26 protein-coding genes are annotated in these 26,347 nt (G+C 52.6%); 17 read left to right on the top strand and 9 right to left on the bottom strand.

All coding sequences use genetic code 11. The features are described from left to right. Positions 1 to 107 precede the first annotated feature (107 nt). Positions 108 to 881, top strand: coding sequence for an SDR family oxidoreductase (locus AC2FCQ_RS04995; RefSeq protein WP_490307671.1), 774 nt, complete (start codon positions 108 to 110; stop codon positions 879 to 881). A gap of 61 nt (positions 882 to 942) precedes the next feature. Here AC2FCQ_RS04995 and metQ read toward each other — a convergent pair whose 3' ends face one another. Beyond that, on the bottom strand, positions 943 to 1,758 hold the full coding sequence (metQ, locus tag AC2FCQ_RS04990) for a methionine ABC transporter substrate-binding lipoprotein MetQ (protein ID WP_490307670.1): 816 nt from the start codon (positions 1,756 to 1,758) through the stop codon (positions 943 to 945). A gap of 283 nt (positions 1,759 to 2,041) precedes the next feature. Between metQ and AC2FCQ_RS04985 the strand changes: the two genes are divergently transcribed. From AC2FCQ_RS04985 to AC2FCQ_RS04950, 8 genes are all read left to right on the top strand, one after another. Then, positions 2,042 to 2,560, top strand: a complete 519-nt coding sequence (locus AC2FCQ_RS04985) for a hypothetical protein (RefSeq protein WP_209632829.1) — start codon at positions 2,042 to 2,044, stop codon at positions 2,558 to 2,560. A gap of 145 nt (positions 2,561 to 2,705) precedes the next feature. Further along, the gene (locus AC2FCQ_RS04980; RefSeq protein WP_209632830.1) at positions 2,706 to 3,131 is read left to right on the top strand and encodes a universal stress protein; all 426 of its coding nucleotides are present in this window, start codon (positions 2,706 to 2,708) and stop codon (positions 3,129 to 3,131) included. Positions 3,132 to 3,718: 587 nt separating this feature from the next. Beyond that, the gene (locus AC2FCQ_RS04975; protein ID WP_490307669.1) at positions 3,719 to 4,810 is read left to right on the top strand and encodes a PfkB family carbohydrate kinase; all 1,092 of its coding nucleotides are present in this window, start codon (positions 3,719 to 3,721) and stop codon (positions 4,808 to 4,810) included. Further along, positions 4,807 to 5,745: a pseudouridine-5'-phosphate glycosidase gene (locus AC2FCQ_RS04970; protein WP_265557003.1), complete on the top strand. Its 939-nt coding sequence runs from the start codon at positions 4,807 to 4,809 to the stop codon at positions 5,743 to 5,745. Before AC2FCQ_RS04975 ends, AC2FCQ_RS04970 begins: the two co-directional genes overlap by 4 nt. 142 nt (positions 5,746 to 5,887) lie before the next feature. Then, the gene (locus AC2FCQ_RS04965) at positions 5,888 to 7,159 is read left to right on the top strand and encodes a NupC/NupG family nucleoside CNT transporter (RefSeq protein ID WP_490307668.1); all 1,272 of its coding nucleotides are present in this window, start codon (positions 5,888 to 5,890) and stop codon (positions 7,157 to 7,159) included. 79 nt (positions 7,160 to 7,238) lie between these two features. Beyond that, entirely contained in the window at positions 7,239 to 7,553 is a 315-nt protein-coding gene (locus AC2FCQ_RS04960; RefSeq protein ID WP_209632834.1) for an ArsR/SmtB family transcription factor, read from the top strand. Further along, a complete protein-coding gene (locus AC2FCQ_RS04955) occupies positions 7,550 to 7,888 on the top strand; it encodes an SRPBCC family protein (protein ID WP_490307667.1) in 339 nt (112 codons plus the stop codon). Before AC2FCQ_RS04960 ends, AC2FCQ_RS04955 begins: the two co-directional genes overlap by 4 nt. A 41-nt stretch (positions 7,889 to 7,929) precedes the next feature. Further along, positions 7,930 to 8,526 (top strand): ATP-dependent Clp protease proteolytic subunit, encoded by a 597-nt coding sequence (locus AC2FCQ_RS04950; RefSeq protein ID WP_404759785.1) that lies wholly within the window; start codon positions 7,930 to 7,932, stop codon positions 8,524 to 8,526. On the opposite strand, the gene AC2FCQ_RS04945 is transcribed toward AC2FCQ_RS04950, so the two are convergent. Then, positions 8,509 to 9,072: a TetR/AcrR family transcriptional regulator gene (locus AC2FCQ_RS04945; RefSeq protein ID WP_209632837.1), complete on the bottom strand. Its 564-nt coding sequence runs from the start codon at positions 9,070 to 9,072 to the stop codon at positions 8,509 to 8,511. The two genes, AC2FCQ_RS04950 and AC2FCQ_RS04945, sit on opposite strands and share 18 nt — an antisense overlap. Beyond that, the gene (locus AC2FCQ_RS04940; protein WP_490307666.1) at positions 9,069 to 9,608 is read right to left on the bottom strand and encodes a dihydrofolate reductase family protein; all 540 of its coding nucleotides are present in this window, start codon (positions 9,606 to 9,608) and stop codon (positions 9,069 to 9,071) included. The genes AC2FCQ_RS04945 and AC2FCQ_RS04940 overlap by 4 nt, the downstream gene beginning before the upstream one ends. A 344-nt stretch (positions 9,609 to 9,952) precedes the next feature. Here AC2FCQ_RS04940 and AC2FCQ_RS04935 point away from each other — a divergent pair, with 344 nt between their 5' ends. Both AC2FCQ_RS04935 and AC2FCQ_RS04930 read left to right on the top strand, forming a co-directional pair. Further along, positions 9,953 to 10,702, top strand: a complete 750-nt coding sequence (locus tag AC2FCQ_RS04935; RefSeq protein WP_209632839.1) for an SDR family NAD(P)-dependent oxidoreductase — start codon at positions 9,953 to 9,955, stop codon at positions 10,700 to 10,702. Positions 10,703 to 10,719: 17 nt separating this feature from the next. Continuing rightward, positions 10,720 to 12,189: an aldehyde dehydrogenase family protein gene (locus AC2FCQ_RS04930; protein ID WP_490307665.1), complete on the top strand. Its 1,470-nt coding sequence runs from the start codon at positions 10,720 to 10,722 to the stop codon at positions 12,187 to 12,189. Positions 12,190 to 12,229: 40 nt separating this feature from the next. Here AC2FCQ_RS04930 and AC2FCQ_RS04925 read toward each other — a convergent pair whose 3' ends face one another. Further along, complete coding sequence (locus AC2FCQ_RS04925) at positions 12,230 to 13,147, bottom strand: AraC family transcriptional regulator (RefSeq protein ID WP_245209693.1); 918 nt, start codon at positions 13,145 to 13,147, stop codon at positions 12,230 to 12,232. A gap of 141 nt (positions 13,148 to 13,288) precedes the next feature. Between AC2FCQ_RS04925 and AC2FCQ_RS04920 the strand changes: the two genes are divergently transcribed. Further along, positions 13,289 to 14,575: an MFS transporter gene (locus tag AC2FCQ_RS04920; RefSeq protein ID WP_490307664.1), complete on the top strand. Its 1,287-nt coding sequence runs from the start codon at positions 13,289 to 13,291 to the stop codon at positions 14,573 to 14,575. Positions 14,576 to 14,688: 113 nt separating this feature from the next. Here AC2FCQ_RS04920 and ychF read toward each other — a convergent pair whose 3' ends face one another. Next, positions 14,689 to 15,780 (bottom strand): redox-regulated ATPase YchF, encoded by a 1,092-nt coding sequence (gene ychF / locus AC2FCQ_RS04915; protein WP_209632842.1) that lies wholly within the window; start codon positions 15,778 to 15,780, stop codon positions 14,689 to 14,691. A 990-nt stretch (positions 15,781 to 16,770) separates the two neighbouring features. On the opposite strand from ychF, the gene AC2FCQ_RS04910 reads away from it, so the two are divergent. Beyond that, positions 16,771 to 18,300: a SulP family inorganic anion transporter gene (locus AC2FCQ_RS04910; RefSeq protein WP_209632843.1), complete on the top strand. Its 1,530-nt coding sequence runs from the start codon at positions 16,771 to 16,773 to the stop codon at positions 18,298 to 18,300. 43 nt (positions 18,301 to 18,343) lie between these two features. On the opposite strand, the gene pth is transcribed toward AC2FCQ_RS04910, so the two are convergent. Then, on the bottom strand, positions 18,344 to 18,934 hold the full coding sequence (gene pth / locus AC2FCQ_RS04905) for an aminoacyl-tRNA hydrolase (RefSeq protein WP_061807756.1): 591 nt from the start codon (positions 18,932 to 18,934) through the stop codon (positions 18,344 to 18,346). Positions 18,935 to 19,246: 312 nt separating this feature from the next. Between pth and ychH the strand changes: the two genes are divergently transcribed. Next, the gene (gene ychH, locus AC2FCQ_RS04900) at positions 19,247 to 19,525 is read left to right on the top strand and encodes a stress-induced protein YchH (RefSeq protein WP_037420452.1); all 279 of its coding nucleotides are present in this window, start codon (positions 19,247 to 19,249) and stop codon (positions 19,523 to 19,525) included. Between the two features lie 184 nt (positions 19,526 to 19,709). Here the strand turns inward: ychH and prs are convergent, their stop codons facing one another. The 3 genes from prs to lolB form a co-directional block, all read right to left on the bottom strand. Continuing rightward, entirely contained in the window at positions 19,710 to 20,657 is a 948-nt protein-coding gene (prs, locus tag AC2FCQ_RS04895; protein ID WP_041414469.1) for a ribose-phosphate diphosphokinase, read from the bottom strand. Between the two features lie 172 nt (positions 20,658 to 20,829). Continuing rightward, complete coding sequence (gene ispE / locus AC2FCQ_RS04890) at positions 20,830 to 21,696, bottom strand: 4-(cytidine 5'-diphospho)-2-C-methyl-D-erythritol kinase (protein WP_209632844.1); 867 nt, start codon at positions 21,694 to 21,696, stop codon at positions 20,830 to 20,832. After that, on the bottom strand, positions 21,693 to 22,316 hold the full coding sequence (gene lolB, locus AC2FCQ_RS04885) for a lipoprotein insertase outer membrane protein LolB (RefSeq protein ID WP_490307663.1): 624 nt from the start codon (positions 22,314 to 22,316) through the stop codon (positions 21,693 to 21,695). Before lolB ends, ispE begins: the two co-directional genes overlap by 4 nt. A gap of 719 nt (positions 22,317 to 23,035) precedes the next feature. Here lolB and hemA point away from each other — a divergent pair. The 3 genes from hemA to prmC are packed head-to-tail and all read left to right on the top strand — an operon-like array spanning position 23,036 to position 26,251. Beyond that, positions 23,036 to 24,298: a glutamyl-tRNA reductase gene (hemA, locus tag AC2FCQ_RS04880; RefSeq protein ID WP_209632846.1), complete on the top strand. Its 1,263-nt coding sequence runs from the start codon at positions 23,036 to 23,038 to the stop codon at positions 24,296 to 24,298. A gap of 31 nt (positions 24,299 to 24,329) precedes the next feature. Continuing rightward, positions 24,330 to 25,415, top strand: a complete 1,086-nt coding sequence (gene prfA, locus AC2FCQ_RS04875; protein WP_037420465.1) for a peptide chain release factor 1 — start codon at positions 24,330 to 24,332, stop codon at positions 25,413 to 25,415. Beyond that, positions 25,415 to 26,251, top strand: coding sequence for a peptide chain release factor N(5)-glutamine methyltransferase (prmC, locus tag AC2FCQ_RS04870; RefSeq protein WP_490307662.1), 837 nt, complete (start codon positions 25,415 to 25,417; stop codon positions 26,249 to 26,251). The genes prfA and prmC overlap by 1 nt, the downstream gene beginning before the upstream one ends. The last annotated feature ends 96 nt before the right edge of the window (positions 26,252 to 26,347 follow it).

Here is a 26,347-nt window from a genome sequence, read left to right as displayed (position 1 = left end):
GCGCTGCATGCAGCGCTTTTTTTGCGTCAATTGTATGTCCGCTTACAGCGAGCATCACATGACCTATTCCCCCACAATGTGGTCTCCTGACTTGATGAGGATGATAAATGAACACATTGGGCGGTAAGGTAGCGATTATCAGTGGTGCCAGTTCGGGCATCGGTAGGGCCGCAGCGTTGCTTTTTGCCCGGATGGGCGCCTCGGTGGTATTGGGGGCTCGGCGCGAGCAGCAGCTTGAACAGCTGGCGATGGACATTCGGTACGAGGGTGGCCTGGCCGAGTGGGTGGCAGGGGATGTCAGGGATGAAGCCTTTGCTAAAGCCTTGGTCGATACAGCGGTTGGCACGTTTGGTGGTTTGGACATTGCCTTTAACAACGCCGGTACGCTGGGGCCATTGCGCCCATCATTGGCGTTAAATGCGGATGAGTGGCACGAGGTGATCGAAACCAATTTGTCCAGCGCCTACTATGGCGCCCAATATCAAATCCCCGCCATGCTGGCCCGCGGGGCAGGGTCGGTGATCTTCACTTCCACCTTTGTCGGCCATACTGCGGCCTTCCCTGGTACTGCTGCTTATGCCGCCAGCAAGTCGGGCCTGATTGGTTTGACGCAGGCTCTGGCGGTGGAGTTTGGTGGCCTGGGGATCCGGGTTAATGCACTGCTGCCCGGTGGCACGGATACCGCCATGGGGAGACAAATGAGCAATACCCCCGAGGCATTGAGGCAAGTGGCTAACCTACATGCGCTTAAACGATTGGCCACCCCCGAAGAGATCGCCAGGTCGGCGCTTTATCTGGCCTCTGACGCGTCGTCATTCGTCACCGGTACCGCCATGCTGGTCGATGGCGGCGTATCCATACATCGCGGGCTTGGTGGGTGAAAAGCGAACAAAAATAGGGGGCAAAATCCCCCATGATGGTCACCATGGGGGGAGGTGCAGATTACCAGCCTTTAACCGCGTCACCTTTGTAGATGTCGACAGCGCTGGCGGCAACTTCATCGGTCTGGTAGGCCTTGACCAGATTTCTCACGTTTTCATTGTTCTGATTATCCACCCGGCTGGCGAAGATATTGACGTAAGGCGAGTTCTTATCTTCGACAAACAACCCGTCTTTGGCCGGTGACAGGCCGATCTGGCTGGAGTAGTTGGTGTTGATAATCGCCAGCGCAATCTGTTTGTCATCCAATGCCCGTGGCAACTGCGGCGCTTCGATCTCGACGATGTTCAGTTTCTTCGGGTTGCTGACGATATCCAGCGCGGTTGGCAGTAGCCCAACGCCGTCTTTCAGCACGATCAGCCCCTGTTTTTGTAACAGGAGGAGCGATCGCCCAAGGTTAGTCGGGTCATTCGGCACGGCGATTTGAGCGCCGTCTGGCAGTTGGCTGATAGCGGTGATTTTTTTCGAGTAACCGGCAATGGGGAAAACAAAGGTATTCCCCACTGCGACCAGTTTGTAGCCGCGCTCCTGGCTCTGCTTTTCCAGATAAGGTTTATGTTGGAAGGCGTTGATATCAAGATCGCCATTATTCAGCGCTTCGTTGGGCAGCACGTAATCATTGAATGTCACCACTTCTACATCCAGATCGTACTTCTGCTTGGCAACTTTTTGCACCACCGCCCACAGTGACTGATCGATACCTGCACTGATGCCGACTTTGATATGGTGATCGTCTTGTGCCGTCGGCCCACAGGCAGTCAGCAGGAGGGTGCTGGCTATTGCCAGCGCCGCGGTGAGTTTTTTCAGAGTCAATGTCATTTCCCAGAGTCCTTGTCAAAATAGCCTGCTGGTTATCGCAGGCTCAATAGTGGCTGTGACTCTAGATAATCACCTGGCTAAAATAAAATACTGATTCACTATGATTAATAGCGATTTGCTATGAGCCGCATCAGGCTGTGTCAAACTTGCGCAAACCGCCTGGGTTCTGTGTCGATATCCTGTTTGTGCCCTTGGTAGTCAGTTTATTTTGACGCAGGTTCCACCGGCTCATTATGATGACGGAAAGCCCTCCTGGGGCGCAAATAGCCAAAGGAAAATAAAAATGCAATTTAACATGTGGCGCAAGGCGCTGCTGCCATTGGTGGTTTTGACTTGCGTATCAGCGATTCAGGTTCAGGCGGCGGAAACCGTGGCAGAACCGATCCCTAAAACGTTGTTGGGCAACTGGCACGTCAGCAAGATCTTGCCGACGCAAACGGTGGGGTGTTGGGACGAACAACAGGCGAAAAGCCTGATTGGCGGCAAAATCAGCTATAAGACCGATGGCTTCAATTGGAATGGCACCACGCTGAAAAGTGATGGTGCTACCGTCAGCACGGTAGAGGCGCAGGAGTTTGTCGAGGACAATTCCGGCAGCAGTTCTTATATCGACTTCCCAATGCTGGGGATCAGTACACCTGCGGTTGAGCGGGTCGTTATCCAGCATGCGGATACTGCGATCAAAGGCATCACCGATCAGGGCACTGACGGTGTCCCGGGGGACAATGTGCTGGTGAAAGACGCCAACACGTTGATCTTGTCGGTATGCAATGTGTGGTTTGAGGCACAACGCGTACGCTGAGCCTGCCTGGCCCCGGTAAAGGGGCCATTCCACCGCAATATCCTCGCTCATCCCACAGGGTTCTGAACTAAAATTATCCATAACGGGGCAACATAAGTGTTGCCGCGCAAGTTGGGGTCTCTATGAATCAATGACAGGAGGCGCTATGTGTTACCAACATATTGTGATTGCCACCGACCTGAGTGATGACGGCAAACGGCTGGTGGAAAAAGGCGCGAGGCTGGCCGACGCGTTGCAGGCAAAACTTTCTCTGATCTACGTCGATGTTCACTATGATACCTACCACGCGGCGATTGGCTTTTCAGAGAGAAATTACGATGGGGTGTCTTTTGAAGACAAGATCAAAAAAGAGATGGAGCCACTGACCCAAAACGTGAACTACCCCATCAACGAGGTGATTATTGGGCGCGGCGATTTCATTGAAGAATTGAAGAATGCCATCGTGGATAAAAACATCGATCTGGTGATCTTCGGCCATCATCACGACCTGTGGAACAAGCTCTTTTCCTCCACCCAGCATGCCATCAACCAGTTGAACCTTGACGTACTGGTGATCCCGATTAAGTCATAGTCTTCATACCCTGCCAGTCGCCTGTTCTGGCAGGGAAACGGTGGGTTTACTGAGTGAAAGCGTCGTTATGCCGCATTGAGAGCTGTGCCGAGTGGGCGTAAGTGTTGAACGCACCGGGATTTTTCATCAGCTTCACTGCGACACGCGCCGCGATCATCGTTGTTCAGAGCAGCCAGCGTTTCTTCATGTTGTCCGCGCATTTTGGTCTGCTGTCCTGTTGTCAGGACAACTGTGAAAGCCATCTCTTTTCTGCGGGATGGCTTTTTTTCAGACTGCACCACAAATCGATTAAACTCTACCAACCAAACAAAAGTTAGTCTCTTAAGACAAAAACGCTATCCATTTGTTTTACTAGAATTATTGTCAGAATAAAATACTGTGTTATGGCTAATGATTATTTTAGGCTACTTCCTCCCCCCAAAACCGCATTTATAATTTGATGACTATCACAGAATTACTGCTGAAACTTCATTCATCCGCATTACGATCGCCTTCCCAAATCCTCGTTAAAGATATGAATCTCACTTTACTGAATTTCATGGTCGTTATAAAACAAACTCATGTTTAAAAACAAATAAGTGTCCAATATGACCAGCAGAGAAAAACAGATATTGCATATTCTGAGACGTGATCCTTTGATCCCACAGCAGGACATTGCCGATGTTTTAGGTATTAGCCGCTCTGGTGTCGCCGGACACATAATGAACTTAATTAATAAAGGATATATAAAAGGCAAGGGCTATATATTGTCGGAGCACAGTTATGTGGTCACCGTCGGTTCGACAAATATGGACGTCTGTGGTTATGCCGCATCTAAATTGGTTTATGAGGATTCTAATCCAGGAAAAATAAAATGTACGCCAGGCGGTGTAGGCAGAAACATTGCACAAAATATCGCGTTGCTAGGCCGAGAATGCCACCTTATTTCCGTTGTCGGTAATGATTTTTATGGTGAAACATTGTTGGAGCAGGCAAAGCTGGCGGGAGTGCATATCGATAACTTCCATAAATTGCATGGCGAAAATACCTCAACCTACGTTTCTTTGCTCGATAACAGCGGAGAAATGCTGGTAGCCATTAATGACATGCGGATCCTTGAAAAACTCACGCCGGCATTATTGGCCACCTCTAAAGATCTGATCCAGCATGCGGGGGTGTTGGTGGTGGATTGTAATCTTACGGAGGATGCGCTGGCTTGGTTATTCGGCCATTCCGGCAGCGTACCGGTATTCGTTGATACCGTATCGGCATTTAAAGCGCCCAAAATCCGCCGTTGGCTCTCACATATTCATACGCTCAAACCGAACCGCCTCGAAGCCGAAATCCTCAGCGGTATGCCTATTCACGGGCCACAGGACGCGCAGCCGATTGCCCAATGGTTCCACCAACAAGGGGTGCAACGATTGGCGCTCAGCATGGGGCCCGAGGGCGTTTATTACAGCGAAATCGACGGGCAAAACGGTTGGTCACAGCCATTGGCCGTCAACATTGTCAACGTGACCGGTGCCGGAGACGCCATGATGGCGGGCCTGGCCCACTGCTGGCTGGAAGATATGACGCTGGCAGACAGCATTCGTTTTGCCCAAGGCTGTTCGGCATTAACGCTTTCTTGCGAGTTCACCAATAACCCTAACCTGTCGAATGGCAGCGTTCAAAAACTGTTGGAGCTACAATCATGAAAAACACCCTTATTTCCCATGACTATCTGGATATTTCGCCGGAGGTTGCCGAGGCCTTGGCCAATAAGCGCCCGGTTGTGGCTCTGGAATCCACCATCATCTCTCACGGCATGCCGTACCCGCAAAACGTACAGACTGCGCTGGACGTTGAGCAAAAGATCCGTGACAACGGCGCGGTGCCCGCCACGATTGCCATTATCAAGGGGCGCATGAAAGCGGGGTTAACCCGCGAGGAAATCGAACTGCTTGGCAAAGAAGGCCATAAGGTGGCGAAAGTCAGTCGTCGTGACCTGCCATTTATCGTTGCTGCCGGTAAACAGGGTGCGACAACGGTGGCCTCCACCATGATTATCGCCGAGATGGCGGGTATCCACGTTTTTGCTACCGGTGGCATTGGCGGAGTACATCGTGGTGCTGAGCACACTTTTGATATTTCAGCGGATCTACAGGAACTGGCGCGCACTAACGTTGCGGTGATCTGCGCCGGCGCCAAGTCCATTTTAGATTTAGGGCTGACCACAGAATATCTTGAAACGCACGGTGTGCCGCTGATTGGTTATCAGACCCCAACGCTGCCTGCGTTCTTTTGCCGCACCAGCCCTTTCAGCGTGAGCATTCAGTTGGATGCTCCGGCGGAAATTGCCCGGGCGATGGCAACCAAATGGCAGGCGGGCCTGGAGGGCGGCATGGTGATTGCCAATCCGATCCCTGCGGAGTATGCGGTGCCGGAAGATAAAATTAACGCCGCCATTGAGCGGGCAGTGCGTGAATCGGTTGAACAGGGCGTTCAGGGGAAGGACAGCACGCCATTTTTACTGGCCCGGGTGGCTGAACTGACCGGTGGCGACAGCCTGACCGCCAATATTCAATTGGTGTTCAACAACGCCAAATTGGCTGCGCAGATTGCGTGCTGTTATCAGGAGGAAGCGGCCTAAGACATTGTGCGGGGATAGGATTGGGGCGCTTCACCCCGCTTGAGTGAATCGGGGCGAATTTATTCGCCCCTTACAGATGCGGCATGTATTGCCGTTAGCAACGCTGCGGCTTGAAATACACCGGATACAAAAGGATGGATTTATGGACTTGCTGCGCAGTCTGTTTGGTATCTGTATTCTTCTCCTTATTGCGTTTATTTTTTCCAACAACCGAAAAAGAATCAGCCTAAGAACCGTAAGCAGTGCATTAATACTGCAAGTGCTTCTCGGCGCGATAATGTTGTATGTGCCCGCCGGTAAGTGGGTGATTAATGCGATTGCCGGTGGCGTCAATAAAGTTATTTCGTACAGCGATGCGGGCAGTGCATTTATTTTCGGTGGCTTGGTTGGGCCGAAAATGAATGTTTTGTTTGACGGCGCGGGTTTTGTTTTCGCTTTTCATGTTCTGCCGGCAATCATTTTTATTACTGCGCTGATCTCTATTCTTTATTACCTGGGCGTGATGGGCTGGGTGATTAACCTATTGGGTTATGTTTTCCAGAAAATGCTGCGGATCAGCAAGGTCGAGGCTTTTGCCGCGGTAACCACCATTTTTTTGGGGCAGAACGAGCTGCCGGCTGTCCTGAAGCCTTTTATTAACAAGATGAACCGCAATGAGCTGTTTACCGTGATTTGCAGCGGAATGGCGTCGATCGCCGGATCGATGCTGGTGGGCTATGCCGGCCTTGGCGTACCTATTGAATATTTACTGGCGGCTTCGCTGATGGCGATCCCCGGTGGGATACTGTTTGCACGGATGCTGAGCCCGGCAACTGAGGTGTCGCAGGTCGAGTTCAGCCAAATGTCATTCAGCGAAAAACGTCCTGCCAGCATTATCGAAGCGGCGGCCGGCGGCGCAATGCTCGGGCTGAAAATTGCGGTAGGTGTCGCTACCGTGGTGATGGCATTTGTGGCGTTAATTGCGTTGATTAATGGCCTGATTGGGGGCGTGGGCGGCCTGTTGGGCTGGGAACACCTGAGCCTGGAAAGGCTGTTCGGCTATCTGTTTTCTCCGTTGGCATACATCATGGGGGTTAATTGGGACAACGCAGGCTTGGTTGGCGGCCTGATTGGGCAAAAGCTGGCCATCAACGAATTTGTCGCTTACGTAAATTTTTCTGCCTACCTTAAAGACACCGTTGCCGTGCTGGATCCAAAAACTGTCGCTGTGATTTCCTTCGCGCTGTGCGGGTTCGCCAACTTTGGCTCGATCGCCGTGGTGGTTGGGGCATTCAGTGCGGTAGCCCCTGACCGAGCTTCGGATATTGCCAGCCTGGGGCTGCGCGCGTTGCTGGCCGCCACATTATCTAATCTGATGAGCGCCACTATCGCCGGGTTGTTTATCGGTTTGGGGGCGTTGGCTCTTGCAGGATGATTTTTGCCTGGTTTAACCATCAGCCGTTATCTTGCGCTGTAAACTTGCGCATTAGATAAGTGAGTACTAATGTTTAGTCATGAATGAAAATGACATCTTCAAAGCGCTGGCGGATCCCACCCGGCGCACCATCTTCGAGAAACTGGCCGCTGGCAGCATGAATGCCAGCGCGCTGCGTGAAGGTATGCCTATCAGCCAATCGGCGATGTCACAGCATTTGGCGGTGTTGCGGCAGGCTGGTCTGGTGTGCGAAGCGCGCCAGGGCCGTTTCGTCAATTATCAGGTGGATCCACTCGGACTGGCACTGATAGCCCAGTGGCTGGATAAATACCGTGCCTTCTGGCCGGCACGTATCGACAGGCTTAACGTGTTGTTAAAGGAGATGGACCAATGAACCCGACCGATGCCAACCCGCAGCCACTGGTGCTGGAATACCGTCTCGATGCACCGGCAGAGAAGGTCTGGCGGGCGATTGGCATCCCGGCATTGCGCGAACAATGGTTACCGAATACTACATTGGCCGATGCTGAACCTGTCGCGGTGACACCGGGCAAAGAAATCAGTTACCGGATGCGTGATGATCAACCTCCGTTCCTTGAAAGCACCGTGACGTTGCAAATTCAGCCCACCGCGGCGGGTGGCAGCCTGCTGCGTGTTATTCACCGGCTAAACGACGACCGGTTAACGGCAGCGAACGACAGCGGATGCCACCTGATGCGCGCTGCCTGACGTTCAATTTATCTTTCCAATCTGAAAACAGGAGTTCACCCATGCGTGAATCGATGCTGCTCGTCCCTATGGTGGTGGAACAGACCAGCCAGGGAGAACGTTCGTTCGACATTTATTCGCGCTTACTGCGTGACCGTATCGTTTTCCTGAACGGCGAGGTAAACGATCAGGTGGCTGAAATGCTCTGTGCTCAGCTGCTGTTTCTTGAGGCTGAAAATCCAGAGAAACCGATCAATCTGTACATCAATTCGCCGGGCGGCGTGATCACCAGTGGTTTTGCCATTTACGACACCATGCAATACATCAATGCGCCAGTGCATACGTTATGTATGGGCACCGCGCGTTCGATGGGATCATTGTTGCTGATGGCGGGGGAAGCGGGGCATCGCATGGCGCTGCCCAATGCTAGCTTGCATGTGCACCAGCCACTGGGAGGTTTTCAGGGGCAGGCGTCAGATATTCTGATCCACGCTGAAGAGATGAAGCGCACCAAGCACACCGTGATCCGGCTGTACGCCGAACACTGTGGCCGTAGCTATGAAGAGGTCGAGCGTGTTCTCGATCGCGACCGCTTTATGAGTGCTGATGAGGCGGCAGAGTGGGGGTTGATTGATAAGGTGCTACGCGCTCGCGGATAACGTGTTCAGCAGACGATCAAGAGCCTGTTGATATTGCTTTTGTAGTGCCTGGACTTGTAGGGGCTCGCCGCGAACCGAAACAAGGGCCAAGCCACTGCCATGCGCGTGATCAATCAAAATATCGCGCCAAAGAAGGGGATCTGTCGTGATCTTGGCCAGCAAGGCCATGAGGCGATCGGTGATCTGACGGGTTACCCCGGCAAAGGCTTCGGGTGTAGCAAAAATCGCCAGCGTTAATTGGGGATGGTGACCCACAGCACGGTGGTAGCGAGTGAGCAAAGTGCGAATTTCTGCCTGATGATCTGGCAACCCGTCCAATCCTGCCAGCGTTTCCGCATAAACGCGATCCGACAAGGCGCGTAGCAGCCCGGCAAGGTCACCAATGTGGTGATACAGGCTCATTGGTGTGACGCCAAGCCGGGCGGCGAGGGCACGCATCGTCAGCCCTTGTCCGCCACTTTCATCCATCAGGCCAAGAGCGGCATTCAGAATGTCATCTCGCGCCACCCCTTTGCCGTTGGTCGGCCGTCCGCGTGGGCGCGTCACTGGGGCAGCACCCTATAGTGGGACTGCACCAGGCCCGAAGGGAAGCTTCGGCTTGATACCAGTGCTAAACCGATGTCTTGTGCCATGTCGCCGAACAACGGCCGGCCCGAACCCAGTAGCACGGGAACGGTGGTGATCACCATATCGGCGATCAGCCTCTCGCGCAGGAAGGACTGTATTAATTGCCCGCCATCAACATACACCCGATGCACTCCCTGCTCGGCCAATGACTCAAGCGCGTGCTTTGGCGTGAGAGTGGAGAACCGGACTTTGCCCTCCAGAGCCAGAGGAACCGGTTCTTTGGCCAGCTGTTCGGACAGCACGAGTACCGGGAGGTTATAAGGCCAGCTATCGAAGGTGAGCACTTTTTCATAAGTGCCTCTTCCCATCAGGATCATGTCTTTGTCAGCGATAAAGTCGTCGAAACCATGATCTTCGGCCGAGGTGTCGCGTTGCAATAGCCAGTCGATGTCGCCATTTTGCCGTGCGATAAAACCATCCAGACTGCATGCGATGAAAACGTGTGCGGTAACCATTGAGCGCTCCATATTTATACGCTGTATATTATTGCGCTGACGTGGCTCAAAATCAATATCATCGGTTAAAACAAAAAATCCACGTTGGGGCGTGGATTGAGATAACTGACGAACTCTTAATTTCCGTACTCGCAGAACTATGCAGCAAAAATCGTAAAGCAGAGCAGGGGATGGTTACCGCCTGTGATTGTCATTCTGATTGCGCGTTTATTGTCGGGCGCTCAATTTACATGCTGACAATGCTGTTCGTTCGATAAGGTTTTATGTTCGTCCAGCTATGCAGCATTGCGCGTGATCCACGTAATCTCCTCCCTGAATTTTACTGACACCGAGGAGAATGACTAATGAAACGCTTTGAAAATAAAGTAGCCCTGGTTACAGGCAGTTCAAAGGGAATTGGCGCAGCGATTGCTAAACGCCTGGCGGCAGAAGGCGCCGTTGTTTTCATTAACTATTCCCGTGGGCAAGACGATGCCAATAGGTTGGTTAAAGCGATCAATGAGCAAGGCGGCGTCGCTTTCCCGTTGCAGGCTAACGTCGGTATTGAAGCCGAAGTTAACGGGTTGATTCAAGAAATTGTCGAGCAATATGGCCGGTTAGACGTATTGGTCAATAATGCCGGGGTTTATGCGACGAACAGTCTGGAAGCGTTCAGCGATAGCGAATATGAGAGACATTTTAATCTGAATGTGAAAGGGCTGATTTATTGCTGCAAGGCGGCGGTTGCCGCTATGCCTGAATCTGGCGGCAGCATCGTCAATATTAGCTCTAGCGTAACTTCGTTTACGCCAGCCAATTCGCTGGTGTATACCGCGTCAAAAGCTGCGGTGGATTCAATCACCAAGACATTGGCTAATGAACTCGGTGGGCGAAATATTCGAGTCAATGCGGTCAATCCGGGGCTGGTTATAACCGAAGGTGTGCATGACAGCGGCTTCTTTGACACCGGGTTTAAAACGCACATTGAGTCAATTACGCCGCTGGGCCGGATTGGCACGCCTGAGGACATTGCGCCGGCCGTGGCTTATCTCGCGTCGGATGAGGCGGGTTGGGTGACGGGTGAGAACCTGATCGTCGGCGGCGGCTTACATTAATGCTTGTTGGAATGAATATGAAATTGAATAAAGCCTACGGGCCCCTGATTAACAACGTATTTGAGCTGGATGGCGCAGACATCCATCCTGTCATTTCGCCCTCGACTGGAGAACGTCTGGCGGATTTGCACTACTGCAACGAACAGGATGTTGAACGCGCCGTCCTGGCGGCACAAGCCGCTTTCACAGCATGGAAAGCGTTAGGGCAACAGGCCCGCGCACGCCTGGTGCTGCAACTGGCGGATATGCTGGAAAGCGACATGGAAAGAATGGCACACATCGACGCGCAGGATGTGGGCCGTTGTATCAGTGAAGTCCGCCGTGATTACCAAACGGCGGTCAGGCACTATCGCTATTTTGCTTCGGTGATCATGGGGCATGAGGACACCGGAAGGGGGATTGCAGATGGCTACAGCCTGGCGAAGCGCGAGCCGCTTGGCGTGTGTGGACAGATTATTCCCTGGAATGCACCGGCCATTATGGCGGCATTCAAATTGGCACCGGCGTTGGTGACCGGTAATACGGTGGTGCTGAAGGCCGATGAAAACGCTTCGCTTTCGACCCTGGAACTGGGAAAGATGATTGCCAAGATTTTCCCCGCTGGCGTCGTCAACATCATTACCGGGTTGGGGAGCGTGGCGGGGGCGGCGCTCACCGGCAATAAAAAGGTGCGCAAGCTGTCTTTCACCGGCAGCACGGAAGTGGGCAAGCTGGTCGCCAAGGCGGCGGCTGAACGGCTGGTGCCTGTCACGCTGGAACTGGGCGGCAAGAGCCCCAATATTGTGTTCCCTGATATCAGCGATATTGATGCGGTGGTGGATAACGTGACGTTCGCCGCCATCCACAATAATGGGCAGTCTTGCCTGGCGGGAACACGGCTGTTCGTTCATGCAGATATTTACGACAGTTTCTGTGCCAAGCTGGTGGCGTCTTTTGAACGCGTTCGTATAGGTTCGCCTTTAGAGGAGCACTCTCGCGTCAGCTGCCTGGTTTCTGAAAAACAGGGCAAGCGGGTGCTCGCTTATATACAAACGGGCCTTGATGAGGGAGCAACGTTGCTAACCGGTGGGAAACGCCGCATCGTAGCCGGTTGCGAGCAAGGGTACTTCATCGAACCTACGATTTTTTCTGCGCAAAATACGATGCGTATTTGCCAGGAGGAAATTTTTGGGCCGGTACTGACGTTGATCAAATGGTCTGATTACGAAGAGATGATCGCGCAGGCTAACGATAGCGAATATGGCCTGGCATCAGGGATCTACACTACCAGTCTGAAAAACGCCATGGATACCGCCGACAGGCTGGAAGCGGGCTCCGTTTGGATCAACCGTTATTCAAATATTACCGATGGCACCGCCTTCGGCGGCTACAAGAACAGCGGGATTGGTCGAGAGTTTTGCAAAGAAACGCTCAATGCCTACACGCAAATTAAAACAATAACGTTGCAGACGGATCTCCCCGCTGTCTGGTTTGCAGAAAAAGCATAACAGCATAAGAAATGCACAGGGATGTGCCGCCGTTGGTTCGTCAGGGAACATGGTTACTGATGTAACTTCTTGGCGATTCCCCCATGCTTTTTTTGAACGCGGTGCTGAACGCGCTTTCCGATTCGTATCCCAGATCAAATGCGATTTGGGATATTTTTTCTTTATTGGTCACCATTCGCTCGATGGCCAGGCTAAACCGCCAGACGCGGATATACTCGTTGACGCTATAGCCGGCCAGCCTTCTGAACTTTGTGGTAAAGGCAGTGCGTGACATGCCGGCAACTTTGGCGAGATCATCCAGACGCCATTTCTTTCCCGGCTGATCGTGTATGCAGGTCAGTGCCAGTCCGATATTTTTGTCAGCCATCGCATAAAACCAACCCTCGCCACGGCCAAGCGCGCCTGAGGACAACAGCACTCTCAACGCCTGTGTAAAAATGATTTGTAAAAGATGTTCTGTGATTAACTCTGCACCGGGGCCCGGCTTTTCTATCTCCGATGACAGTCGGGTCAAGAAATCCTTAATGCCCTCGTTTTCTTCTCTTTGCGTTTTGATCACTATGGGTTCAGGAAGACTGGTAATAAAGCGGAAGGTGTCGTTGATTTGGAATACGAATCGACAACCCACAAATGAGAAAGCGTTCCCTCCATTGGTAAAGTAAGAGGATCTGTCCTTCATCACGTGGATTTTTCTTATATCGATAGACGGGGCATTGGCGTTATCGAAAATACTGAATTCTCGTCCGCTTGATAAAATCAGCACATCGCCTTGGTCAATTTGATAAGTGGCTGTATCCCCATCCATTTTGATGAAAAACGAGCCGCTCTTGGCAATGTAGATCTTCATGCCGGAATATTCTGGAAACAGCGCTTTGGTATTGATAGCCATGTCAAAAGTGACAATTTTCTGACTGCTTATTTTTAGCCTGGAAACAATATCGGATAACGGATCCATCATTACCTGCTCTGATAAAAGTTATTATTGGAATAATAGCTATTTTGGACATGTCTGTACATACCGCCCTGCGGCTGTCGTGGGTGAATACATGATGTGTGTTGGCGGCCGTCTTTCAATGGGCTGTTTGGCTTTAATGTCCGAATGATAAGAAAAAAAGTGCGGGGGCGAAAGTTCACGGTCTTGCAGGGTGCTACCCTTTGGGTTTTCAATAACGGTGGTATTATGACTTATTCTCAGATAACCCGAGGCCATAAGGGCATATTGGCGGCGCTAACGGCCGCTTTGTTTTTTATCTTATTGAACAGTGGCTCTCCTACGCCGTTATATCCATTATATAAAGAAACCTTTGAACTGCGTAATATCGACCTGACATTCATTTTTTCTTCATACGGGTTTGGCGTGCTGCTGGCACTGTTTCTATCACGGAAGCTCAACATAACCGGTAAAAATGCCAAATTAATGCTGGTTGCCTCGCTGATGGTTGTGGTGGTGCCAACGCTGTGCTTTTCATTTGCCGGTTCGTTACACGCGCTCTGCGCTTTCAGGTTTATTTCCGGTTTGGGCGCTGGAATGGTGACAGCGATAATTAACACGCTGTTGATTAAGTTCAGCCAGGGTGACAGTGCAAAACGCGCCGCACAACTGGGCAGTTTGGCGTTGGTGACCGGCCTGGCGTTGGGGCCGATGATCAGCAGCGTTTATTCTCAGCTGGCGTTTTATCCCCTCGCATCGCCGTCGGTGACCATCGCCACGCTTGTTTCTTTATCCGCTCTCGCCATCGTTATTTTTTGGCCGAAGCATACGCCACCAAGCGCCAGTGCAGAGGGGGCGAAAGCGACAGAAAATAATGGCGCTGACTTTAGTAAAACCCACTTTTACCTGCTTGCGTTGTGTGTATTCATCTCTTGGTCCTATGCCGCATTAATCCTTTCTCTGGGGCCGACGACGGCAATTGATGTGTTCGGGCTTCAGTCATCCGCTTACTTTGGCTATATCGCCACGAGTTATTTGTTGGTTGCCGGCGTGGTGCAGTTGACGCTCCCGCGTTTTTTGAAGCCTGAGTTCTCTTTGATACTGGGGCTGATTGCGCAAGTTTTCTCGATGGTGATTATGACGATGGCTTTGGAGGACGGCTCTGTTTTGAGTGCCGCAATCAGCCTGGCGTTGTCCGGCTTTTCGTATGGCGCGGTTTTTGTGGGGGGCGCCATTTTGGTGAATAAAATGTCTTTGGCGGCGCCGGATTGGCATGCGGTATCAAAGTTTTACTTTATCGTTTATTTGTTCAATGCCACGCCTTTGGCCGCAGGTTGGCTGGCGGATAAAATGGGTGTTTTTAGCGCGTTATTAGCCTCTATTTTCCTTTTTATGGCGATATATGCCGTGTTTTCCGTACTCGCATTGTGGCTGCTTTTATTGAGAAAGGCATGACATGTTCAAGAGCTGATACCCGGTGTTTGCGGATATTGTCATAAGATCCTGCCAGGCAATATGAAAAGAAAAAACCACGCCGGAGCGTGGTTTTTTGAGTTTGAGGCTGGGGCTTAGACGTTGAACAAGAAGTTCATCACGTCGCCATCTTTAACGATGTAGTCTTTACCTTCTGAACGCATCTTGCCGGCTTCTTTGGCACCTTGCTCACCCTTGTAGGTGATGAAGTCTTCAAAAGCGATAGTCTGTGCGCGGATAAAGCCTTTCTCGAAGTCGGTGTGGATCTTGCCGGCTGCCTGCGGTGCGGTGGCGCCAACAGGGATGGTCCAGGCACGAACTTCTTTTACACCGGCGGTAAAGTAGGTTTGCAGGTTCAGTAGCTCGTAGCCGGCACGGATCACGCGGTTCAGGCCCGGCTCTTCCAGGCCCAGTTCGGCCATGAATTCTGCGCGGTCTTCGTCTTCCAGTTCGGCGATGTCTGACTCTACTGCGGCGCATACGGCAACCACTACCGAGCCTTCGCCCGCCGCGATTTCACGCACTTTATCCAGGTATGGGTTGTTCTCGAAGCCGTCTTCGTTGACGTTGGCGATGTACATGGTTGGTTTCAGCGTCAGGAAGCTCAGGTAGCGGATCGCTGCCTTATCTTCTTCGGACAGATCCAGCGCACGCAGCATACCGGCGTTTTCCAACTGTGGCAGGCATTTCTCCAGTGCGGCCAGTTCGGCTTTCGCGTCTTTGTCGCCGCCTTTCGCCTTTTTCTGCACGCGGTGAATAGCACGTTCGCACGTGTCGAGATCCGACAGTGCCAGCTCGGTGTTGATGACGTCGATGTCATCAGCCGGGTCAACTTTGTTGTTTACGTGAATGATATTGTCATTTTCAAAGCAACGAACCACATGGCCGATCGCTTCGGTTTCACGGATGTTGGTCAGGAACTGGTTGCCCAGGCCTTCACCTTTGGACGCACCTTTAACCAGGCCCGCGATGTCAACGAATTCCATGGTGGTTGGCAGAATGCGCTGAGGCTTAACGATCTCGGCCAGCTGGTCCAGACGCGGATCGGGCATCGGTACCACACCGGTGTTAGGTTCAATGGTACAGAACGGGAAGTTGGCTGCTTCGATACCCGCTTTGGTCAACGCGTTGAACAGGGTGGATTTGCCTACGTTAGGCAGGCCGACGATACCGCATTTGAATCCCATGTTGTTCTCACCTTAAATATCTTAACTATCAGCCGGTTAGGTTTAACCCACTGCATAAAGGACGAAATAATGGCGCCATTATACACGTAATGACCGTTTTTCTCGATCTGGCTGTGTATCACAGGAAAATGGGGTGATACAGCCGGTGAGTGATTGACGTTCGACTACGCCTGGCCTGTTTTTTAACCGGCAATCAGCCTCAACAGGGACCTGTCATCGGTTGTGTTGGCGGTGCCAAGCGGGTTCCGCCTTGTAGATGGGCCTTGATTTGCCAAAATTGGAATTGCGGAATGCGGTGTTTCCTGAGCATTGGCCTATTAGCGTGCTTTGTTGCATTTATCGTTGGCCCGTGGTTTTGCAATCACCGAATACAGCTTACACATAACATTTATGAGAGTCGTTGGACGTTTTTCGTTATCTGATCAAGTTGTTTTTTAATTATTAAATATCGCCTGCGGTGTTATTTTAAATTGAATTTTCTAATTATTCTTGGTCAGTCATCTTGATTCTAATATCACGAATGGGTTCTGTATTTTTATATTTCCGCTGTTGCCGTTATTACTGTCGTCATTTTCTTATTCATTTCCGTTGAAAGTTAGAGGGTGGGTGATGAATGTGAATCTATTGGCTGCCTCAGAGGGGCCTTTCTGCACGTCATTAACCCCAGGATGAAGGTAAGAGTGCGATTTGGCTTGAGAATTCAGTTGGCCGTTTTCATCAGCACACGCAATTCAATGGGCCGCAAAACGGACGATGCCATGGCGTTTTTTTCGCGAACGGGCGGTGAAGTGCGGCAACCCAGTCGGTTTTTTATTGAGATTTAGATCACATTTACACATACTGACACTTCTGATTAACCTACAGGAAACGTGTCGGATGTACTTCTTGCCCAGTCCACCCTGAGTTACTCCCTCCTGAGGTTAGCCGCGCCATGCGGTTCTGCTTCCCGTGCTGCGGGAATGTGTTTTATCTGTCAGAAGTGATTATTCCATGTTTAACCTGAACAATTTCAGGCTGTCAGCCGTCAAGAACGAGGTTCTGGCGGGCTTTGTCGTGGCAGTTTCAATGATACCTGAGGCGGTCGGCTTTTCACTGGTCGCCGGGCTTTCCCCCATCGTCGGATTGCACACCGCATTTATTATCGGTCTGGTGACCGCACTGTTTGGTGGCAAGCCGGGCATGGTTTCGGGCGCAGCGGGTTCGATAGTGGTTGTATTGATGAGCCTGGCTGCACAACAGGGTATGGCCTATGTGTTGTGGGCGACGATTTTCGCCGGGGTTATCCAGATTCTGATCGGCGTGTTCCGTCTTGGTAAGTTTATACGGCTGGTGCCACTGCCTGCTATCCACGGCTTTGTGAATGGCCTGGCGATCGTCATCATGTTGGCACAATTGCATATGATTGCAGGGCAGGGGCTGCTGATGTACGGACTGGTGGCTCTGGCGATCCTGGTGGTGGTGTTATTCCCGCGGTTAACGCGGGTTATTCCAGCCTCGTTAGCGGCGCTGATTGTGGTTTCGGCTCTGGCTATTGGGTTTAACCTGCATACCCTGCGGGTGGGCGATCTGGCGGATATCTCCGGGGCGTTGCCGCATTTCAGCTTGCCGATGGCGCCGTTCAACCTGGAAATGCTGAAAGTGGTATTGCCGTACGCGGTGGTTATCGCACTGGTGGGATTGATAGAATCGCTGCTAACCATGACAGTGCTTGATGAAATGGGCGGCAAGAAAGGCAATGGCAACCGTGAGAGTATCGCCCAAGGCGCAGGCAACGCGGTATGTGGCCTGTTTGGCTGTTTTGCCGGTTGCGCGATGATTGGTCAATCGATCATCAATTTCACCTCTGGCGGTCGCGGGCGCATTTCTGGTGCCGTCGGTGCGGTGCTGTTAATCCTTTTTGTCGTCAGCCTGTCGGGCTATATCGGCCTGTTGCCGGTAGCGGCACTGGCCGGAGTGATGCTGGTGGTGTGCTACAACACCTTTGAATGGAGCTCGCTGCGCCGCTTACGCCGAATGCCGAAAGCGGATGCGTTGGTGATGCTATTGGTCACCCTGATTACTATCTTTACCGATCTGGCGATGGCGGTGATCAGTGGGGTGATTATCTCGGCGTTGGTGTTTGCCTGGCAGCAGGCGCGTATTCGTGTGCGTCAGCATCAGGTGGAAGGCGAGGTTGCGGTATATCAGTTGGACGGTCCGCTGTTCTTTGGTTCCACAGCGGCCTTTGCCGAACTGTTCGAACCCAAAAACGACCCGCAAAATGTGGTGTTGGATTTTGCCGGTACCCGAGTGATGGATTCCAGCGGGGTGGAGGCGATTGATAAGCTGACGGCGCGCTATTTGGCGGCGGGGAAATCGATTCGGCTACGTCATTTGAGCAGCGACTGCGTACGCCTGTTGAAACAAGCTGGCCCGTTTTGCAGCCACGAACTGGACGATCCCCAATATTACGTGGCTGAGGAAGGTTACCAAACCGATGACGCGAATGTTGGCGAAGAAACCTTCAAATTGAGAACCTAACGCAGCCAGCAGCGGGCGCGATGCCCGCTGCAATTGTTCACTATCAGGCCTGCGCCTTGAAGCTGTGCAAGCGGCGAACGGTTTTTTCCAATCCGTCCGTCAGCAAGAGCTCGGTGCAACGCGCCGCTTCATCGATCGCTTCATCAATCATTTTTTGCTCGCTGGCCGGTGGCTTGCCAAGCACGAAACCCACCACTTTGTTTTTATCGCCCGGGTGACCAATACCGATGCGCAGGCGGTAGAAATTCGGGTTATTGCCAAACTTGTTCTGAATATCCTTCAGTCCGTTATGGCCGCCGTTGCCACCACCCAGTTTGATTTTTGCGACACCGGGTGGAATATCCAATTCATCATGCGCCACCAGGATTTCGTCTGGCTCAATGCGGTAGAAATTGGCCATGGCCAGCACAGCTTTGCCGCTGAGGTTCATAAAGGTGGTGGGCACTAGCAGGCGTACGTCATTGCCCGCCAGATTCAGACGGGCGGTGTAGCCGAAGAATTTGCTCTCTTCCTTCAACTGCTGATTATGGCGCTGGGCCAGTAAATCGACGTACCAGGCACCGGCATTGTGGCGCGTCTGGGCATATTCAGCGCCTGGATTCGCCAGGCCGACTATCAATTTAATACTGCTCACTGGGGGATTCGCTTTGATCGACTTATTGGAAAGGGCATTAGTCTACCTGTCCACACACCGAATGACAAAATCCTGATGCATACTCAGCACCGATGTACGGTTATCGCGAGAAGAAAGATTAATTCATTAGCGGAACCATTCAATTTGTTAGCTAATGACTCGTATAGGGTAAAGATTTGTCATGTTTTCTTTACCATTTGTGATCACTTCCTCAATCATCTTGCCGGGTCAGAGGCTATACTCAACTTATCAAAGTGGGTTAACCAGTTAATGAGTTATCCCAGTTGGCAAATGGCACTATGGAGGTGGCATATGAAACGCAGAAACGCGGACAGAATGGGCAACTTTTTTATGGGGCTGGGGCTGATCGTGATGGTCGGCGGCGTCGGATACACCATTGTTGCTGAAGTATCTCAGTTCAATTTACCGCAATTTTTCGCCCATGGCGCAATCATGAGTATTTTCGTGGGGGCGTTGCTATGGCTGGTCGGTGCCCGTATTGGCGGTCGTGAGCAGGTGGCTGATCGCTACTGGTGGGTAAAACACTTTGATAAACGTTGCCGTAACGATAATCATCGTCCGTCACATTGATTAAAAAGATAAAAGGGAGCTAGCATTAGGCAAAGGACACCTGCCACGCATTAAGGTCTAAGGTCATGTTCGACTACCCGTAGAAAACCCGTTGCTGCATATGCACCAACGGGTTTTTCTTTTTCTGCTGTCGGGCAACTCATCAAGACGATGCGGCAGGGTGCCGCACCGAAAAGAGAAGTGATTAATGCTCGAACATTGCAGAAATTGACTCTTCATTGCTGATACGGCGGATGGCTTCAGCCAGCATGCCAGACAGCGTCAGAGTACGTACGTTTTTCAGTGCTTTGATTTCTGGTGACAACGGAATGGTGTCGCAGACAATCACTTCATCGATCACCGAGTTGCGAATGTTTTCCACAGCGTTACCGGAGAAGATCGGGTGTGTCGCGTAGGCAAATACGCGCTTGGCACCGCGTTCTTTCAACGCTTCAGCTGCTTTACACAAGGTACCACCGGTGTCGATCATGTCGTCGACCAGCACGCAGTCACGGCCTGCCACGTCACCAATGATGTGCATCACCTGGGAAACGTTCGCACGTGGGCGGCGTTTATCGATGATAGCCATATCGGTATCGTTAAGCAGTTTGGCGATAGCGCGGGCGCGCACTACGCCACCGATATCTGGGGAAACCACGATTGGGTTTTCCAGATTCTGTTGCAGCATGTCTTCCAGCAGGATCGGGCTACCGAACACGTTATCTACCGGAACATCGAAGAAGCCTTGGATCTGTTCAGCGTGCAGATCCACCGTCAAAACGCGGTCAACCCCTACACTGGAGAGGAAATCGGCTACAACTTTGGCCGTGATTGGCACACGAGCAGAACGCACGCGGCGATCCTGGCGGGCATAACCGAAGTAAGGGATAACAGCAGTAATACGACCTGCGGAGGCGCGACGCAGGGCATCTACCATAACAACCAGTTCCATCAGGTTGTCGTTGGTAGGGGCACAGGTGGACTGGATGATGAAAATATCACCGCCGCGTACATTTTCGTTGATTTGCACGCTCACTTCGCCGTCGCTAAAACGACCTACAGCGGCGTCACCAAGGCTGGTGTACAAACGGTTGGCAATACGTTGTGCTAGTTCCGGGGTGGCGTTACCAGCAAAAAGCTTCATATCAGGCACGAGAAGAACCTCAGGCATGCGTCCAGAGAAGATATTGTCATTCGGCCTCCGCTAAGGGGCAGTTAGCGACGCCGGCGCAATATCATACGGGTGTGTAAAAAAACAATTTGAACCGCAGCGGCGCAGGGATTACAGGGCCAGGTGTGAACGACTCTGCGCAGCGAAACGAGAACTACGGCTCAATCTGCCCGGAACGAATGCGATGTAGTGGAGAGACGTTAACGCCACGCGCTACAAAACCACGTATCCACTCCGGGGCTTGATTTAACACCTGACGGGCGGCGGTTTCTGTGTCGAATTCAGCAAACACACAAGCACCTGTGCCAGTCAGGCGTGACGGCGCGTATTCTAACAGCCAAGAAACAAGCTGTTCAACCTCGCGAAAACGTTTTCTTGCTATTGGTTCGCAATCATTTGCGTAAGTTGCCTGTAACAGCACATTTAACGGGCGAACCGGGGTGTCTCTTTTTAAATCGGCATCACCAAAAATGACGGGGGTAGGGATGCTGACGCCCGGATGGGCAACCAAATACCACTTTTCTTGCGGGTTCGCCGGTTGTAATTGTTCACCAATACCTTCGGCAAACGCGGCATGACCCCGAACGAAAACCGGCACATCGGCACCGAGGGTCAGCCCCAGTTCCGCTAATTGGTCATCGCTCAAGCCGCAGTGCCACAGTGCGTTCAACGCCACCAATACCGTGGCTGCATTGGAGGAGCCGCCGCCGAGCCCGCCCCCCATCGGCAGGCGTTTCTCGATGCTGATGTCGGCACCGCGCGGGGCGGTGTTCAGTTCGTGGCGATCGCAATACTGCTGCAATAACCGTGCAGCACGGACGATCAGGTTTTGTTCGTCCGGCACGCCTTCGACAGGCGTCAGCAGGCGGATATGTTCATCCTGCCGCACGTCGATGGTCAGCGTGTCGCCGTAATCCAAAAATTGGAACAGCGTCTGCAGCAGGTGGTAACCGTCGGCGCGTTGCCCAGTGATGTATAAAAACAAATTGAGTTTAGCGGGTGCTGGCCACTGACGGATCATTTGAGTGTCCAATTATCCATTTTCAGCTTGATGCGTTGGTCACCCTGTTTCAGCTCGAGGCGGCTTGGTAACTGTGGTGTGAGGTTGTTGTTGTAATCCTGGTAGTCCACGGTCCAGGTCTGGCTGCCTTGCTGGTAACTCAGCGAGTTCAAACGGTATTGGTCATCCAGCTTGAAGTCGTTGGCTTCACCTGGCAGACCGAGCATCCATTGGCGCAGGTTGTCCAGCGGAATGGCCATGCCGGTCAGTTTGCGGATCATCTCTTCGGCATTGTCACTGACATAGCGTTTGCCTTGGTTATCCGTCAACTGCACCACGTTTTTCTGTACGTTGAGATCAAGCTCAGTGCTGCCAAGCGGGTTGGTCAGCAGCAGGCGATAACGTTCAGGTGAATACTGTTGCCAGAAGAAACGAGCGTAGACTTTTTTCTGGTCTGACAGATAGGCAAAAGAACCACGGGTCTGATACTGATCAAGCTGTTGCACCGCTTGTTCATGGGCTCGCCACTGCGGCGACGTTGGGCTGGTTGCCGGGCCGGACGGTTTGGTGGTGGTACAGGCAGCCAGAACCAGGCTGGCCAGCGGGATCAGGCGTAGCAAACTAACTTTGCGGATTGGCATAACTTTCACTTTCTCTTGTCCTTTTGTCCTTACGGGCACGCACAGCGAAACCGTGGTATCACCGTTTACGCTAGCGGGGCTGCGCAGGCGAGTCAATTTTTTGCTGCATCGCGTTGAATCTTCCCGGCTTTGTCAGGGCGATGTGGCTCGGGGTTATGCGCAGCGTTTGCTATTAAGATTAACACAATCACTCAACCCTGCCGCTGCGAACACAAGAATATCTCTGGGCAGCCGATCGCTTGTCGTTGGCGTTTAGTTGATGTCGTGAAGGGTATGATGTGAGTGTTTATCGCCGGGAGGACACACGAGTATGAAGCTTTCAGTACGGATTATTATTTCGTTGTTATGCTTTGCGGGCTCTGCATTTTTCTACCTTCAGGCTAAACATGTTTTTTGCCAACAGGTCTCATTCCTTTTAGATCCTAGCTTTCGTTGCGGCACTTTGGGCTGGTAATCACCGGATGTTTGATCGCTACCGGTATACTCAGGGTGTATGTTTTACCGAATACTGTGCGCAATATCGCATGCTGCACTAAAATTCAGTATGATATGTCGTCAAATTGTTATTTATCCTGCTGTATTTATTATAGATTAATCAATTGGTGCTGACTATTTCAGCGATTGAACGGAAGATGCGGTTGTGACTTTTATTGATCCCGCGCATCAAGTAGAATGCCGTTCAACGAGAACCCGTACCAAAAGAAGTATTACTCGAAGCAATGACCCTGCTGGCGTTAGGTATAAATCACAAAACCGCTCCGGTTTCTCTGCGTGAAAGGGTGACCTTCTCTCCAGAGTCAATCGAACAGGCGCTGACCAGCTTGCTCCAACAACCGTTGGTGCAGGGCGGTGTCGTGTTGTCTACCTGCAACCGTACCGAGCTTTACCTTAGCGTGGAACAACAGGAACATATTCACGAACAGCTGGTTGCCTGGCTGTGTGAGTACCACCATCTGCGCCCGGAAGAAGTGAGTAAAAGCCTGTATTGGCACCACGGTAATGACGCAGTTAGCCATTTGATGCGTGTGGCCAGTGGGTTGGATTCGTTGGTACTGGGTGAGCCGCAGATCCTCGGGCAGGTAAAAAAAGCCTTTGCTGAATCACAACGCGGTCAGTCACTGTCCGGTGAGCTTGAACGTCTGTTCCAAAAATCCTTCTCTGTTGCCAAACGCGTGCGCACCGAAACTGAAATTGGTGCCAGTGCCGTATCCGTGGCTTTCGCCGCCTGTACTTTGGCACGACAAATCTTCGAATCGCTTGCTGAACTGAATGTGCTGCTTGTCGGCGCAGGCGAGACGATAGAGCTGGTGGCGCGTCATCTGCGCGAGCACAAAGTACGGCACATGATTATCGCTAACCGTACCCGCGAACGTGCCCAACTCTTGGCGGATGAAGTCGGCGCAGAAGTCATTACGCTGCCGGAGATCGACGAACGTTTGGCGGACGCCGACATTATTATCAGTTCTACCGCCAGCCCGCTGCCGATCATCGGTAAAGGGATGGTGGAGCGGGCGCTAAAAGCGCGCCGTAACCAACCGATGCTGTTGGTGGATATTGCCGTACCTCGCGATATAGAACCCGAAGTGGGCAAACTGGCTAACGCCTATTTGTACAGCGTGGACGATCTGCACGCCATCATTCAAAGCAATCTGGCGCAGCGCAAGGCCGCGGCAGTGCAGGCGGAGTCGATCGTTCAGCAGGAAAGCACCAATTTTATGGCCTGGCTGCGCTCACAGGGCGCGGTGGAAACCATCCGCGATTACCGTTCGCAGGCCGATCAGATCCGTGCAGAAATGGAAACCAAAGCCTTGGCTGCCATTGCGCAAGGCGCCGACGTGGAACAGGTTATTCACGAACTGGCCCACCGGCTGACCAACCGCCTTATTCATGCCCCTACCAAATCCCTCCAACAGGCCGCCGGCGATGGCGACGTGGAGCGGTTGCAATTATTACGCGACAGCCTCGGGCTGGATCAGCATTAGTTTTCTCTTTTAACAGGGTTTAATACCACGCATGAAGCCTTCTATTGTTGCCAAACTGGAAGCGTTACAAGAGCGCCATGAAGAAGTGCAGGCGTTGCTCGGCGATGCCGGCGTTATTGCCGACCAAGATCGGTTCCGCGCGTTATCGCGCGAATATGCACAGCTGACCGACGTTAGCCGCTGTTTCCTGGAATGGCGTCAGGTGCAGGACGACCTGGCAACGGCGGAAATGATGCTGGACGATCCTGAAATGCGCGAAATGGCGCAGGAAGAGCTGAAGCAGGCCAAGGCGGCGACGGAAGAGCTGGAGCAGCAGTTGCAACTGCTGCTCTTACCGAAAGATCCCGATGACGAGCGCGATTGCTTCCTGGAGGTCCGTGCCGGTACCGGCGGTGACGAAGCGGCGATCTTTGCCGGCGATCTGTTCCGTATGTACAGCCGTTATGCCGAAACGCGTCGCTGGCGCGTCGAGATCATGAGCGCCAACGAAGGTGAGCATGGCGGGTATAAAGAAGTGATTGCCAAGGTTTCTGGCGACGGCGTTTTCGGCCAATTGAAATTTGAATCAGGTGGTCACCGCGTGCAGCGTGTACCGGAAACCGAGTCGCAGGGGCGAATTCATACCTCTGCCTGTACCGTGGCTGTCATGCCGGCCGTGCCGGAAGCGGAACTGCCAGAGATCAACGCGGGCGATCTGAAAATCGATACCTTCCGTTCTTCTGGTGCCGGCGGCCAGCACGTTAACACCACCGACTCGGCAATCCGTATTACTCACTTGCCGACCGGCATTGTGGTGGAATGCCAAGATGAGCGTTCACAGCACAAAAACAAAGCCAAGGCGATGTCGGTGTTGGGCGCACGTATCCGTGCTGCCGAGATGGCCAAGCGTCAGCAGGCGGAAGCATCAACGCGCCGTAACCTGTTGGGTAGCGGCGACCGTTCCGATCGCAACCGGACCTACAACTTCCCTCAGGGGCGAGTGACCGACCACCGTATCAACCTGACGCTGTACCGTCTGGATGAGGTCATGGAAGGCAAGCTGGACATGTTGATCCAGCCGATTGTGCAGGAATACCAGGCCGACCAGCTTGCTGCGCTGTCCGCAGAGCCCGAGTAATGGATTATCAATCTTGGCTGAGGGCGGCGGTTGCCCGTCTGACGCAAAGTGAAAGCGCCCGGCGTGATGCCGAAATCCTATTGGGTTTTGTGACGGGCCGGGCCAGAACCTTCCTGATGGCGTTTGGTGAAACGCTGCTGACGCATCAACAGCAGGAACAGTTGGAAAGGCTGCTGGTGCGCCGTGAACGCGGCGAGCCGGTGGCGTATCTGATCGGCGAGCGGGAGTTTTGGTCTCTGCCGCTGTCGGTATCCCCCGCGACCCTGATCCCTCGTCCAGACACCGAATGCTTGGTAGAACTGGCGTTGGAGCGTCTACCACCGTCCCCTTGCACCATCCTCGATCTCGGTACCGGCACTGGCGCCATTGCGCTGGCGTTGGCCAGCGAACGCCCGGACTGTAGCGTGACGGGCGTTGATTTGCAGCCTGAGGCGGTGGCGCTGGCACAGCATAATGCGCAGAAGCTGGCGATCGGCAATGTGCAATTTCTTCAAGGCAGTTGGTTTGCGCCCCTGGCAGGCCAAACGTACGCTTTGATTGCCAGCAATCCTCCGTACATTGACGCAGCCGATCCACACCTGGCACAGGGCGACGTGCGTTTTGAGCCTAGCAGTGCGCTGGTCGCACAGCAGCATGGATTGGCAGATTTATCCGCTATTGTGCAACAGGCGCCACTGCATTTGCAGCCACAGGGCTGGCTTTTGCTGGAACATGGCTGGCAGCAAGGTGAGAGCGTACGAGCGTTGCTGCATGCCGCCGGTTTTATTTCGATCGCCACGCGCCGTGATTACGGTGACAACGATCGGGTGACGTTTGGTCAATGGCCGCAGCAGTAACTGAAAACCAACAAAACGCTGGCCTCTGGCTTTCACGGTATTACCTGGCAGCAAGTTTCGATCGTTTCCTGATGTTGGCTCAGGCAAGTCACCGGG

Source organism: Serratia sp. CoH_134_PS_4, from assembly GCF_058190535.1.
The sequence above is the reverse complement of the archived record's forward strand: the minus strand, read 5'-3'. Positions and strand labels throughout refer to the sequence as shown.

Coding starts and splice junctions, on each gene's coding strand:
- AC2FCQ_RS04995 (WP_490307671.1), top strand. CDS start 108: ATGAACACATTGGGCGGTAAGGTAGCGATTATCAGTGGTGCCAGTTCG.
- metQ (WP_490307670.1), bottom strand. CDS start 1,758: ATGACATTGACTCTGAAAAAACTCACCGCGGCGCTGGCAATAGCCAGC.
- AC2FCQ_RS04985 (WP_209632829.1), top strand. CDS start 2,042: ATGCAATTTAACATGTGGCGCAAGGCGCTGCTGCCATTGGTGGTTTTG.
- AC2FCQ_RS04980 (WP_209632830.1), top strand. CDS start 2,706: ATGTGTTACCAACATATTGTGATTGCCACCGACCTGAGTGATGACGGC.
- AC2FCQ_RS04975 (WP_490307669.1), top strand. CDS start 3,719: ATGACCAGCAGAGAAAAACAGATATTGCATATTCTGAGACGTGATCCT.
- AC2FCQ_RS04970 (WP_265557003.1), top strand. CDS start 4,807: ATGAAAAACACCCTTATTTCCCATGACTATCTGGATATTTCGCCGGAG.
- AC2FCQ_RS04965 (WP_490307668.1), top strand. CDS start 5,888: ATGGACTTGCTGCGCAGTCTGTTTGGTATCTGTATTCTTCTCCTTATT.
- AC2FCQ_RS04960 (WP_209632834.1), top strand. CDS start 7,239: ATGAATGAAAATGACATCTTCAAAGCGCTGGCGGATCCCACCCGGCGC.
- AC2FCQ_RS04955 (WP_490307667.1), top strand. CDS start 7,550: ATGAACCCGACCGATGCCAACCCGCAGCCACTGGTGCTGGAATACCGT.
- AC2FCQ_RS04950 (WP_404759785.1), top strand. CDS start 7,930: ATGCGTGAATCGATGCTGCTCGTCCCTATGGTGGTGGAACAGACCAGC.
- AC2FCQ_RS04940 (WP_490307666.1), bottom strand. CDS start 9,608: ATGGTTACCGCACACGTTTTCATCGCATGCAGTCTGGATGGTTTTATC.
- AC2FCQ_RS04935 (WP_209632839.1), top strand. CDS start 9,953: ATGAAACGCTTTGAAAATAAAGTAGCCCTGGTTACAGGCAGTTCAAAG.
- AC2FCQ_RS04930 (WP_490307665.1), top strand. CDS start 10,720: ATGAAATTGAATAAAGCCTACGGGCCCCTGATTAACAACGTATTTGAG.
- AC2FCQ_RS04925 (WP_245209693.1), bottom strand. CDS start 13,147: ATGATGGATCCGTTATCCGATATTGTTTCCAGGCTAAAAATAAGCAGT.
- AC2FCQ_RS04920 (WP_490307664.1), top strand. CDS start 13,289: ATGATAAGAAAAAAAGTGCGGGGGCGAAAGTTCACGGTCTTGCAGGGT.
- ychF (WP_209632842.1), bottom strand. CDS start 15,780: ATGGGATTCAAATGCGGTATCGTCGGCCTGCCTAACGTAGGCAAATCC.
- AC2FCQ_RS04910 (WP_209632843.1), top strand. CDS start 16,771: ATGTTTAACCTGAACAATTTCAGGCTGTCAGCCGTCAAGAACGAGGTT.
- ychH (WP_037420452.1), top strand. CDS start 19,247: ATGAAACGCAGAAACGCGGACAGAATGGGCAACTTTTTTATGGGGCTG.
- ispE (WP_209632844.1), bottom strand. CDS start 21,696: ATGATCCGTCAGTGGCCAGCACCCGCTAAACTCAATTTGTTTTTATAC.
- lolB (WP_490307663.1), bottom strand. CDS start 22,316: ATGCCAATCCGCAAAGTTAGTTTGCTACGCCTGATCCCGCTGGCCAGC.
- hemA (WP_209632846.1), top strand. CDS start 23,036: ATGACCCTGCTGGCGTTAGGTATAAATCACAAAACCGCTCCGGTTTCT.
- prfA (WP_037420465.1), top strand. CDS start 24,330: ATGAAGCCTTCTATTGTTGCCAAACTGGAAGCGTTACAAGAGCGCCAT.
- prmC (WP_490307662.1), top strand. CDS start 25,415: ATGGATTATCAATCTTGGCTGAGGGCGGCGGTTGCCCGTCTGACGCAA.